This is a genomic window from Zarconia sp. (assembly GCF_057467645.1).
On the sequence record NZ_JBRJXU010000177.1, the window covers coordinates 90,195 to 103,586 of the forward strand.

The 13,392-nt window shown below is 50.1% G+C and carries 6 protein-coding genes and 1 pseudogene; all 7 read left to right on the forward strand.

The genetic code is table 11. The features are described from left to right. Positions 1-200: 200 nt before the first annotated feature. The 7 genes and pseudogenes from AC2215_RS26595 to mrdA all read left to right on the forward strand — a co-directional run bounded on the left by AC2215_RS26595 (position 201) and on the right by mrdA (position 12,957). Positions 201-4,004: a CHAT domain-containing protein gene (locus AC2215_RS26595; RefSeq protein ID WP_486813054.1), complete on the forward strand. Its 3,804-nt coding sequence runs from the start codon at positions 201-203 to the stop codon at positions 4,002-4,004. 26 nt (positions 4,005-4,030) lie between these two features. Next, positions 4,031-4,159: pseudogene (locus AC2215_RS26600) on the forward strand (resolvase); the annotation flags it as partial. A gap of 339 nt (positions 4,160-4,498) precedes the next feature. Then, positions 4,499-6,904 carry a GUN4 domain-containing protein gene (locus AC2215_RS26605; RefSeq protein WP_486813055.1) on the forward strand — a complete coding sequence of 802 codons (2,406 nt, stop codon included), beginning with the start codon at positions 4,499-4,501 and terminating at the stop codon, positions 6,902-6,904. Positions 6,905-6,977: 73 nt separating this feature from the next. Then, positions 6,978-8,423, forward strand: coding sequence for a pyridoxal phosphate-dependent aminotransferase (locus AC2215_RS26610; protein WP_486813056.1), 1,446 nt, complete (start codon positions 6,978-6,980; stop codon positions 8,421-8,423). A gap of 44 nt (positions 8,424-8,467) precedes the next feature. Beyond that, on the forward strand, positions 8,468-9,916 hold the full coding sequence (locus AC2215_RS26615; protein WP_486813057.1) for a hypothetical protein: 1,449 nt from the start codon (positions 8,468-8,470) through the stop codon (positions 9,914-9,916). A gap of 136 nt (positions 9,917-10,052) precedes the next feature. After that, positions 10,053-10,898 (forward strand): SAM-dependent methyltransferase, encoded by an 846-nt coding sequence (locus tag AC2215_RS26620; protein WP_486813058.1) that lies wholly within the window; start codon positions 10,053-10,055, stop codon positions 10,896-10,898. Positions 10,899-11,175: 277 nt separating this feature from the next. Continuing rightward, positions 11,176-12,957: a penicillin-binding protein 2 gene (mrdA, locus tag AC2215_RS26625; RefSeq protein WP_486813059.1), complete on the forward strand. Its 1,782-nt coding sequence runs from the start codon at positions 11,176-11,178 to the stop codon at positions 12,955-12,957. Positions 12,958-13,392: the final 435 nt, after the last annotated feature.

Genomic DNA, 13,392 nt, shown 5'->3' on the forward strand with positions numbered 1-13,392 from the left:
GTCAAAGACCCTCACCGACAGTGGATCGATTATTATTTGGCGTATTCACCATCGGATTGACCGGTCATGGTCAATTTCCGATCGCCACTGCATATTTTCGATTGATACGATACCTATAGAAAAGTCATGGCTCCAATTCGCGAACTGAAGCTGTTTCAACTCCATACCCGATGACAGGCTTATCGATCGAGGAATTATCTATGCGTCTGATTTCTTTGAGTGTTGCCACGTTACTGCTATCAATATCCCCTATCGAAGTGCCGACTTTTACGCCAACGGTTGCCCAGGCGCAAACCCGTCAAGATGGCACAGCCCAGGCAGAGGAATTGCTCCAAGAAGGGATCGATCTTTTGGGGGAAAATGTAGAAGCCGCCGTTGCCAAATTTGAGGAAGCGTTATCGATTTATCGAGAACGGGGCGATCGGATTACCGAAGCGGAGGCGTTGTCGAAAATCGGAGATCAATTCAATCGCTACAGCGATCCGGTCTTATCGGAACGGATGTTCGATGCATACCAACAAGCACTGGCAATTTATCGAGAAATTGGCGAGACAGAACTCGAAGCGAGAACCCTACAAAGGATTAGTGATATCTACTTTCATCGACGAGAATACGAGAAAGCATTGGAATTCGATCGCACTTATATTACCCTTTTAGAAGCACAAGGCGATCGCGATGCTCTGGCAAAAGCCCTCTGCCGACTGGGAGACAGATACCGCTTTCGAGACCTGTTCGAGGCAGCATTTGAGTTTTATCAACACTGTTTGGCCATTCGGCAGGAACTCGGCGACGAAATCAAAGAAGCCTGGGCTTGGTTGCGGCTGGGCCAAGCCTATATCGATGCCGAACAGTACAAACCGGGATTGGAATCTTTTCAGGAAGCCCTCACCCGGCAACAACGGCAAGGCAATCGATTGGGAGAAGCCGAGGTTCTCCAATCGCTAGCTTGGGCGTATTGGAGGCAAGATTTAACAGAACAAACCGATGAGTTTTTGCAACAGTCTCTCGATATTTACGCGGAATTAGTAGAAGCAGAAACCGATCGAGAAAAATTGACGAGAATTGACCGTTCTCTATGGTTCTGGGAGGATACTTGGCAACTGAGCTCCCATCGACTGGAAGTGGATTTCTTTGAGATGAGATTGAGTCTCGCTCGCAAGTTGGAAGATCGGGAAGGAGAAATTTATGCTTTGGAATCTTTGGGATATGCGTATTTAAATCGAGGAGAAGCGGAAACCGCTGTTGAAATTCATCAGCAATATTTAACTTTACAACGAGAACGGAATGGGATCGAACGAGAATACACAGTGTTATTCCTTCTCCTGCATGTCTACAGCTGGGATGGAGAATTCGATCGCGGTTTAGAACTGTCTCAACCTTATTTAACCTTCGTTCGCGAGTCGGGAAATCGGGAGGCCGAAGCCAAGATTCTCTCCGAATTAGGAGTAACCGCAGGCAAAGCGGAACAATACGATCGGGCGTTGGAATTTTACCAACAGACGTTATCCATTTACCAAGAGTTAGGGGATAGGGGAAATCAACTCGATCCCTTGTTTCGCATGGGTGACATATACGTTAAACTTGGGGAATACGATCGGGCGTGGGAATTCTACGATCGCTATCTTGCCATTAATGAAGCGGTGTACGGTCGCGATTCTGTTGCTCACTCCCTCAGCAGGTATTTATCCGAAATTTTTTTTGAAGCGGGACAGTACGATCGAGTTATTGCTTTTCGCCAAGAAGCCTTAGAAATTTATCGAGAATTAGGCGATCGAAGTTCGGAAGCCCGAGTTTTACAAGGTCTGGGGAATACCTATCGACAATTGGAACGGAATGAAGAAGCCCTAGAGTTTTATCAACAAGCCCTGGAAATTTCTCGAGAGTCAGGCGATCGCCATCGAGAAATTTCAGTTGTGCAATCTTTGGGGGAACTGCATCTGGAATTACAACAAACCGAACAAGCCTTAGATGCCTACCGACAAGCCGTTGCCATTCAGCAAGAATTAAGTAGCAATATTGCGGGTGAAATTGAGTTACTCGAACAGATTGGTAATCTCTATTTAAGCACTGGAGAAGCGGAATCTGCCCTGGAATTTCACCAACAATATTTAACCCGAATTCAAGCCGCAGACGATCGCCTTCAAGAAGTTGCAACTCTTAACGAATTGGGGGAAAGCTATCAGGAGCAACAAGAATTCGATCGGGCTTTCGCATTTTACCAAGAAGCCCTCAGCCTCAGCCATGCCCTCCAACAACAACCGGAGTTTGCCGCTTTCGATTTCGTGGGGACGACGATGGGAAATCTCGGCAGTTTGTTTGCTGAGGAAGGGCGGCGGGAATTGGCGATCGTTTTCTACAAAGGGGCAATTAACGACTACGAACGAATTCGGGGGGAATATGCCGGAACCGGCTTGGCTTCCGAATCGGAATTTGCCAAGGTATTTTTGAGCAAACGCGAAGCCGAATATCGCGCCCTCGCCGACTTACTCCTGCAACAAGATCGCATCCTCGAAGCCCAACAAGTCTTAGATTTACTCAAAGTCGAGGAACTCGATAACTACCTCCAGGATGTTCGGGGGAACGATTTCACTAGCCGAGGCATCCCCAGTTTACCCGCAGAACGAGAAATTGAAGCCGGTTACCAAGCCATTCTCGATCGCGCCATTGCCGTTGGGGAAGAACTCAGCCAACTGCGGCAGAACGACGATCGCACCCCCGAAGAAGAAGAACGCCTCGCGCAACTGATTGGCGATCGCGAAACCCTGATTCGCGATTTCAACGCCTTCATCGACAGCGACGACGTGCAAACCCGCATCGCCCAACTCTCCCCCCAAACTCGCAAACCCGACTTAGTCGATGACCTCGAAGACTTAATCGGCTTGCAGGACAACTTGCAAAACTTGCAACAAAACGCCGTTCTGTTATATCCTCTAATCCTGGACGATCGCCTCGAACTCATCCTCTCGACTCCCCACTCGCCCCCCATCCGCCGCACGGTAAATGTGAGTAAAGAGGAACTCGCCCAAACCATTCTGGAATTTCGTCGCGCCTTAGTTCGTCCCCACCGACCCATTTCCAGCGTCCGAACCCCCGCCGAACAACTCTATCAATGGCTGATCGAACCTCTGGAAAACGACCTGGAAGCTGCCAACGCCGAAACGATTCTCTACGCCCCCGACGGACAACTGCGCTACATTCCCCTGGCTGCCCTACACGATGGCGATCGATGGTTGGTGGAGCGCTACCGGGTTAATAATATCACCGCAGCGTCCCTGACGGATCTCAACAGCCAACCTTCCGAGAAACTGCGAGTTCTCGCCGGGGCATTTACCACCGGAGAATATAGCTTGACGATGGGAGAAGAGGTTTTCGATTTCCAAGGGTTACCCTACGCTGGGGTAGAAGTTGCCCTCCTCGCTGCCACTGTTCCCGACACCACCCAACTATTGGATGCGGCGTTCAACCTCCAAGATACGAAGCCGAAACTGGGGGAACGGAACGTGTTGCATTTTGCCACCCACGGGGCGATGGTGGTGGGAACTCCCGAGGAATCCTTTATCCTGTTCGGCGATGGAACCCCGGCTACCGTTGCCGACGTTCGCAACTGGAATTTGAACGGGGTGGATTTGGTGGTACTCTCCGCCTGCGAAACCGGCTTGGGGGGCAATTTAGGATCGGGGGCAGAGATTTTAGGCTTGGGCTACCAGATGCAGCGGGCTGGAGCTAAAGCTTCGATCGCCTCTCTGTGGATCGTACACGATGGCGGTACCCAAGCGTTGATGAACGTGTTTTACAGCCAACTGCAAAATGGCAGTACGAAGGCGGAGGCTTTGCGGCAAGCCCAACTGGCGATGATTTCCGGGGAGGATTTGGCTTTGACGCAGCAACCCGAAATACTTGATGCGGTGGCGATTCCGGAAGAGTTGAGAACGAACATGAGCGATCGCCGTTTGCAACATCCCTATTATTGGGCTTCGTTTATTTTGATTGGGAATGGATTGTGATATAAAACCCATTTGACATATTTTCCTACTGGCAGATGTACCCCCCCAAAGGACTTTCGCGCCTCGTTCCCCAAGGCATGCGATCGCCCCCGCCTCCGATCGACGATATCGTTGCCATCCTCCTAGTCGAGCGATATCTGAATTCGCAAGGCTAAATTCGGTATACCGAATAAAAAAGGTGAGGAAAAGCGAACCCGGATCTCAAAAATTTCGATCGCGTCCCCAATTTTTCTGAGAATACCCCTAATTTATTGAGAATCAAAAATTTTTTCGGCACGAGTTGGCTGGGTTTCAAGCGGATGATATAATCATCAATATGAATTCCAAGGGGAAAGTGTGTCTATTTTTAGTACGCTTATCAAAAAAACTTTAGAAGCACTTTCGATCGCGATCGCGCCTTAGTAACGCTCTTAGACACCGATTCCTTCCAAGCCCCCAAAAACCGAAAACCCCAGACCCTTCCCACTCGCTCGTAGGGGTGGTAAATTGTCCCTATGCGTGCGTTTCGCCTATCCAACAGACAACCCGTAATCCTGTCAGCGGAACTCGGTGGTGGCGGGGAGGGAAAAATCTACGCCGTCGCCGGAGAGCCTTCCCTGGTGGCGAAAGTTTACCATACCAACCAACAAACTCCCGATCGGGGCAAGAAACTGCTGGCGATGTACGCCAACCCCCCGGATGACTCCTTTTCCATAGCCTGGCCGGTAGATTTGCTCGGCAGCGGCGATCGCATCCTCGGTTTCCTGATGCGCCGAGTTACCGAATCCCATCCCCTGCACGAAATCTACAACCCCAAAACCCGACGGGAAAAGTTCCGCTTTTTCGACTATTTCTACCTCCACCGCACCGCCCGCAACCTGGCAGCGGCCACCGCCACTCTGCATAATAAGGGGTACGTCATCGGTGACGTGAACGAGTCGAACATTCTCGTATCCGATCGCGCCCTCGTCACCCTGGTGGACACCGATTCGTTTCAAGTTCGCGATCGCCGCTACCGCAAAACCTATCGCTGTCCCGTCGGCAAGCCCGAGTTTACCCCCCCCGAACTGCAAGGGGAAACCTTCGCCCGGATCGATCGCACCCCCGACCACGATGTGTTTGGCTTGACGGTGCTGATTTTCCAACTGCTGATGGAAGGAACCCACCCCTTCGATGGCGTCTACACCGGCAAAGGAGAACCCCCCGCCAAGGAAGCGCGCATTGCCGCCGGCCATTTTCCCTACTCCCCCCATATCTTCAACTACCGCCCCAAACCCTTCGCACCGCCCCTGTCCATCGTCCATCCCAAAGTCGCCCAACTCTTCGTTCGCTGTTTCGAGAGCGGTCATATCAACCCCAAATTGCGACCATCGGCCAAAACCTGGGTGGAAGTCCTCAAAGAAGCCGAAGAAGAATTGCGCGAATGTCCCCACAATCCCCAACACCGCTACGGCCAGCATTTACCCACCTGCCCCTGGTGCGAGAGAGCGCAAAAACTCGGCGGACGGGATCCCTTCCCCCCCAAAAATCCCAAACCCGTCTCTCGCCGTCCGGTTGTCGCACCGCCCAAACCACGGACTAAACCCGTCGTTGCCCTCCCCAAACTCAAGATTAAGTTCGATCCGGCTTCCCTCATCCCCCCGCGCCCCCAACGACCGCGACGGCGCATCAACTTCAACCTGGCTAATTTGCTCCCCTTACCTATCGGAGTGGGGGCAGCTTTGGTGTTGATGGCGGTGGGAGATTTTAGCGATTTTCGTCGCGGATACGAAGAGGCTTTGGACGTTGCCGGCGAGACGGTCAACCTGCTTCGAGATGCCACCGATGCCGGTCAATGCTCCCCTCACATCCAGAAAATCTGGCAAAACTTACCCCTGCGTCCCCAAAGCAGCGAGCGCTTGTATCGATGTCAGGTGGATAAAGCCCAAGAACTGGCCGGTTCGGGTAAATTGGGATTGGCGATCGCCGCCATTACCGAACTGCCAGCCCCCCTCAACCAGGAAACTGAAGCAGTCGAACTCGTCGATGGTTGGTCGCGGCAACTGCTCGACGAAGCCACCCAAAAGTATAACGCCGGTCAGTTAAATCTTGCCTTGGCTTTGGCTGGAGATATTCCCGAGATGAGTTCCCTGTTTGCTGCCGCCCGAGATGCAACGGAGCAGTGGAGTCGAGAATGGATGCAGAATCAAACCCGCCTGGAACTGGCTCGCAAAGCCATGAACGAAGAGCGCTACTACGATGCCAAAAAGGCCCTCGAACGGGTCACCACCCCCCACTGGCAAGAACAAGCCCTCGATATTTTCGACGAAATTTATGCTTGGGAGGTGCAACAAGCCCTGGATGGGGAACGCTTTGCAGAAGCCAAAGCCGCCGTGGCGCAGATTACGAATCCCTACCGGAAGCAACAAGCCGAACAAACCATCGTCTGGGTGGAAGAAGCGGTGGTGGCGCGCAAAGAAGATGCCGAGAATCTCGAAGCTGCCCGCCAAGCCTTAGCCAACGGTCAATTCCAAGAAGCCAAAACTCGAGCCTCTCAGGTGGAATCGAGAACCAACGAGTCAACGGCAAGATCGATCGCCCGCCAAGCGGATACCTACGGTCAATTGCAAACGTTACTTGCCGCCGGAGATTGGGATACCGCCAGCCGCCGCACCCGTACTCAATTGTTAATTTTGGCGCGGGCGAATGTCTATTGCGAAGATTTAATTCTCATCGATCGATTGTGGTCGAAATATTCCCAGGGAGAGTATGGGTTAAGCGCTCAACTGCGGTTTAAAGAACGGGAAAAAATTATCGGATTGGGTTGGGAAAATATAACTCCAGACCAACAGATTCAGCTCAATAAAATCTATCCCTCTCGACCGAATTTGGGGTCTGCGGGGGCGAATCTCGATGCTCGATTGAAATCTTGCGGACTGTAATCTTGGCGTAAAAAAAAACTAAATTTTATATAGTTTTTAGACGTAAACTTTAAGCAGAAGGAAAGCAAATTTAGTGGTCAAAATTTCTGAAAGAATTCAAAACTTAAAAGAGTCACCTTTTGTGATGTTTGCTGCCTTAGCCAGCCAATGCAAAGGAGTTGTGAGTTTGAATAGTGGCTCTCCGGGGCATGGGGCCATTCCTGGCGTGCAGGAGGCTATTCATCAAGTGAGTACGAAGGACATATCCCTTTACCGAACACCTCACTATGGTTCCCTTAAAGCTCGCCAGGATGCAGCTCGATATTTCCAACAGCGGTACGGATTAGAATTCGATCCCCACCGGGAGATTAACCTCACCACTGGGTTTACCCATCTATTTCACTGTCTTTGTACCACTGCGATCGATCCAGGGGATATCGGTCTGTTTATCGAACCTTGTTTTCCTCAGTACGAGCAACCCTTTGCTTTAGCTGGGGGAAAAATGGTAACGATCCCCACTCGGGAACGGGATAAGTGGAAACCTCAACCCGAGGCGATCGAAACTGCATTTCGCAATTATCCAGAGGCAAAGATAATTGTTTTTAACTATCCCAATAACCCCTCTGGAGCCACCCTCACACTAGAAGATTGGGATGAAATTATCGATATCTCGATCGAGGAAATTACCCGAAGAAAACAGCACCAAATTTCGCCACCTCTGATTGTACTAGATGAAGCTTATGTTCCTCTCTTTCATCATGGAGAAGTCAACGAACATCCAACGTTTGGTTTAGCTTTACACAAGCGACTTCAGAGCGCCCAAGCATCAGAGAGAGCTTGTCTCCATGAGTTAATAGAATCGGTGCTGATTGCTTGTACTCTCTCTAAGGAAGGCAATTGCGGTACATTACTCGGTTTGGGGGCTTCTAAGAATGTTAAGTTGCTTCAAGCCATGCGAATTCCTCAGAAATCTACCGTGATTACTTCCAATGGGATGGGAGAAATTGCGTTAAGTGCTGTAATTCAAAGAGATCCCCAAAAAACGCTTCAATGGGCTGGAAGCCTGTATGAAAGTCGATTAAATCAATTGGCTGAGGGCTTAAATACTATCTTTGAAAAACAGGGTATCACTCACTCTGATGGAATGGATCGGAAGCCCGCTCGCTTTGTTCCTGAAGCCGGAATGTATCTTTACGCCAACTTTTCCGCTTTTAAAGGTTGTCAGGTTACTGCTGATTTCTTAGAAAAGCTTCAAGTTCTCGCACAAGGCAAACTGAACTTAGAGTCTTTGTATCTCCAGAACCAGATTCATACGAGTTTTGAAGTGGCATTGTGGTTGTTGGTAGAAGCGAAAGTTTCTACGGTCCCGATCGGCCGTCCAGACGATTGCTATCTTCGTTTTGCTGTCGGTTTGCCCCAAGCAGTTATCGAAACTTCGGCTCGAACTATCGATCGACAAAAAACGGAAGAATCAGGTCAACAGTTCATTAATCAAGCCCTATTACAAATTGAGCAAGCATTGCCAAAGCTCATCAGCTGAGTATTCGTAGTTCAGTAATTCAATCCGGAGTAATCCATTCAAAAATGTCTAGGAAACAAATCGGAATTATCGAACTCAAACCCGAAACGCAAACAGAGATCGCCCATTACTTAATGGATGTAGCCCGCAAAGGATATGATGTTCAGCACTTCAATCCCCAGCTCAAATATGGGGGAACCAAACGTTCTCTGTCCCAACAGAAAGGCTATTATCCCAACTGCGATTCGATCGTGCTCAAAAAATTGGGCTACGCCGTTACCGAAATCCTGCAAGAAAACCGAGAACAAGAGGCTTTAACCTGCTTCCAAGCTTACCGGAAATTATTCTCCGCAGCGAGCCAGTGCCAAGATCGCAACGATCGATCGATTCCCTACATTCAAAAAATCCAGTTTCTACCCGACGATCTGTTTACCGACATCGATCCGACCGATCTAATTTCCCCTAATGGGTTTCGGATTCCAGAATCCCTCAAAACCCGGGAAGAGATCCAAGACTATTCCGCGAAGTTGCTGGTGCCAAAACTACTGCTCGCTGCCATTTGTGGCATCCACAACCAATTTCCCTGGATGGATGCAGACATGGATCTCAATTCCACCATGCACACTATGCGACCCGATCGAGACAAGTATGATGTGAATGCTGGCTATGGCGGTGGCTATATCAAGCAGCACACGGATGGGTATTGGAACGAGCGCAGTAATGTGCCTCTAATTATCGTTTTTCTGAGCATTAGCAATCCCAACCGAGAACCCACGGGTTTTATTCCCGTCGAGGCGATTTTTCGGATTCCTTCCCCCAATTCTCCAGTTTACGATCGCTGGCGTGCGGTCTTCGACGATCTGATTCCACCCGGTAAAAGTCCCGAACAATTCGTGCAATGGGTGGTTCGTGAAGCAACTAAACCCCAGTTTTCCTTTGTGATGGGTGTGCTGGGTGGGGATGCGAAACGAGGGGTTTACGAGACTCCCCTGTTAGAGAAAGACCCCAATTATGGTGGCTACCTGTTTCGAGCCAAATCCACCTTTGAGTCTTCCAATCTCAATGCTGCACCGGTGGTAGAGTTCATCAATCGCACGATCGAGTTTCTGGGAAGCGAGAAAGTACCAGATACATACCTAGAAGTATCTTTATCACCGGGAGAAATCTATCTGGCTCTCAATGGTGCCGGATTATCAATTGATGCGAATCCTGACGATGAAGCAGATGGTTATGCCTACCCAGTCAAAGGAGCAGCAACGATTCACGGCCGGGGTAAATTGACAGCTAATCAAGGTAAAATTGACAGAACCTTGGCACGGGGGAATACCTTAAAAAGCCAGGAAAGAACGTTTTACGCCCCAGATAATGGAGCCAATTTGCTGTTAGAAGAATTGCAACAATGTTTTTCTAATTCTAAACTAGCATTGCTCGATCGAAATCGCTTCTTTCCAGACCGGGGAATTGTCAGTCAGCTTCTCGAGGAAGGCATTCGCGGTAACCACTTGAAACGATAACTGACGTGAATCAAAATCCGGTTTGGCTCAATGACGATCCGATCGGGTCAGTTCGAAAAATTTATAGACTTCACCCACTCAATTTATAACCCAAATTCGTCTCGCAAATATTCTCTGAAAACCTAAAAACACGACCATGGCTAATTTATCAGTAATTGACACTTTTAATCAAAGCTATTTCAATAGCCAAGATATGGACTTGTTTTACCGAAGAGTCTCGGGGGAGCATACCCATTGCGGTATCTTCGAACATCCGAATGAAGATGTGTATATTGCGAAGAAGCGGACGACCGAATATATGACATCATTGCTGACCTTGGATCGAGAGAGTCACCTGCTCGATTTAGGTTCTGGCTATGGTGGCGCAGCACGATATATTGCGAAAAACGTCGGCTGTCAGGTCTCTTGTATTAACCTCAGCGAACAACAAAATACCATCAATATCGAGCGCAATCAAGAGGAGGGATTGAGTGATTTCATTCGCGTGCATCAAGGGAGTTTTGAAGAGTTACCCTTTCCTGACGCTACATTTAATGCAGCTTGGGCACAGGATTCGATGTTTTACAGCGATACTCAATTGCAAGCCTTGAGAGAAGCCCATCGAGTTTTAGTCAAGGGTGGTGAGTTTCTGGCTTGTACTTATTTCTTTGGTGGCGATCGTCTTTCTCCAGAAGAGGTTGAGAATGTTGTGAATTTGTACACCGGCGGCGGAATTCACAAGGTCTATTTCTTGCACGTAGATGATTATCGACAAGTTGCCCGAGAAATTGGGATGGCTGAAGTTCAAGTAATTGACTTAACTCATCACATTTGCGTGAATTATTTGCAAATCTTGAAAAAGATGGAAGAAATCCAAGCTGAGGAACAGCTCTGGAGTGATGAGTTTTTTGAGAAGAAGAAGCAACGGCTGCTCGATTGTTCTCAAGTTGGGCAAAGCGGCTTAGTTCAATGGGGCATTTTGCATTACCGGAAAGAACATTAGCGCTCGAGCATCGTCCACAGCAGGGGATCGGCAATACCTTCACGAACCACCTCCAACATCAGGAGATTGAACTGGATTTCGCCAAAGAACCAGTGGGTTCAGTTGAGACTCAGTACCCACGGTGACAGTCCTCTCTTCCTGCTTACCCTTGCAATCTCCTCATACTCCTGACCTAATTTCGCTAGAGGGAAGCACCGACTAGCATCAATACCATCTTTGTGTCATTATCTTATGTCAGTTCGTATGAAGAAATATTTCTCGCCTATTGAGTCCCTTTATGACCTCAATTCAGTCTGCCCCCTTGACAAGTGGCACCAAACGCACCGTTGGGCGCTTTTACCAATCTTTATCGGTGATGTTGGCGATTAGCGCTGTGATGCTGGGGGGTATCGGTACTCGTTTAGCTTACTTGCAACTAGTCGAAGGCAGTCGCAATCGCCAGTTGGCAGAAGACAATCGGATTCGCATCATTCCCACCCAACCCGCACGGGGAAATATTTTCGATCGCAACGGCAAAGTCATCGCCAGTTCTCGCATCTCCCACACCCTCTTTTTATGGCCCCTGGCGCAAAAACCTAAAGAATGGGTCGCCACTCTCTCGAAACTCGCACCCCTCATCGGTCGTTCCCAGAGGAGTTTGCTCGCCCAACTCGAACGGGCTGGTTACTATTCCCTCTTGCCGGTGCGGGTGCAACGCAGTCTTACCCCCTCTCAAGTAACCGCCCTCAAAGAACACAGTCGCGAACTTTTAGGGGTGGAAGTGAGCGTGGAAGGGGTGCGCCGGTATCCCTACGGCGCAACGGCCGCCCACGTCCTCGGCTATACGGGGGAGGTGGACGAGTACCAACTCGAACACGCCGAAGAGGGGGAATACCGCATTGGCGATATTATCGGTCAGTTGGGAATCGAAGCGGCCCTAGAGAAACAGTTGGGAGGAGAATGGGGCGGACGGCAAGTGGAAGTCGATAGCCGGGGACAAGTCATTCGCGTCTTGGGAGAAAAACGAGCAGAAGGAGGTGAAGACGTACAGTTAACCCTCGATATCGAACTCCAGAAAGCCGCCGAGGAGATTTTGGGGGATATCAAGGGAGCGATCGTCGCGATGAACCCTAATAATGGAGAAGTGCTGGCGATGGTCAGCCGTCCGGGCTTCGATCCGAACCTATTTTCCGGACGGATGAGCGATGAAGACTGGCAAAAGCTGCAAAATGCCGACCATCCTTTCGTCAATCGGGCGCTTCAGGGCTTTCCCCCAGCGAGTACCTTTAAAATTGTCACGACTACGGCGGCGATCGAATCTGAAGTCTTTTCTCCCTACACCGTCCTGCCCACCTACCCCTTCATCACCGTCGGCGGGATTCAGTTTTGGGACTGGAATAACGCCGGATTCGGCTATCTGGGATTTCCCGGTGCCATGGCCTGGAGTAGCGACACGTTTTTCTACCAAATCGCCCAGGGAATTGGCGGCGAAACCCTCATTGACTGGACCCGCCGATACGGGTTTGGCAGTTTAACCGGGATCGAACTCGCTGCCGAAGAGTCGCCGGGACTGGTTCCCGATAATGCCTGGAAGCAAGAAGCCCTGGGGGAAAGTTGGTTTCTGGGGGATACGATTAATATGTCCATCGGTCAGGGATACTTGCAAGCCTCGCCGTTGCAAGTGGCGGTGATGTTCGCCGTAGCGGCTAATGGCGGATACCGGGTGAAACCCCATTTGGTGAAAAAAGGGTCTCTGGAAGAATGGCGGGAGTCCCTGAATCTGATGCCGGACACCCTGGAAATGTTACAAGAGGGATTGCGGCAGGTGGTGACGAATGGAACGGGAACAAAAATGGATTCGGCATTGATGCCTCCCACTGCCGGTAAAAGCGGTACGGCGGAAGCCCCCCCCTACGAGTCCCATACTTGGTTTGGGGCGTATGGGCCCTATGACGACCCGGAAATCGTAGTAGTTGCGTTTGGGGAACATTCGGGAAAAGGGGGGGGTTCCTTTGCGGCCCCGTTGGCGCGTCAGGTGATGGAAGCCTATTTTAGTTTGAAAGCTCAGCGGGGAGAGTAGGGGTTTGGGGGCTTTGGGAGTGTCGGGAGCTTCGGGAGGTTCGGGATCTAGGGAAGAAAGATACCAGTTGCGTTTCACAAGTGTCCTAAGGGACTTGCCAAAAAATATAGCGCTACGCGAAGCGGGAACAGGGAACGGGGAACGGGGAACAGTAGACTCTCAGATAGTTTCAGGATTTATAAATGTCCTAACTAATTTGCGTAGTGCTATAAGATACCAGCTTGCCAACAATCTGCTGTAGGGGTCAACGGCCGCATTCCCCCTACGGTTGGTATGTTATTTTCCCGCAGATCCCTAACCTGGATGATTCATGAGGTTCGACAAAAATAGCTCAAAGCCTCGCTGAACAAGCAAGTTGGCAATTTACCCGCAAAATAGTCTGTTTGCGTGAGGTTCGCTTGCCATCGGGATCGAGCGCGTTTGGTGAATTATCCA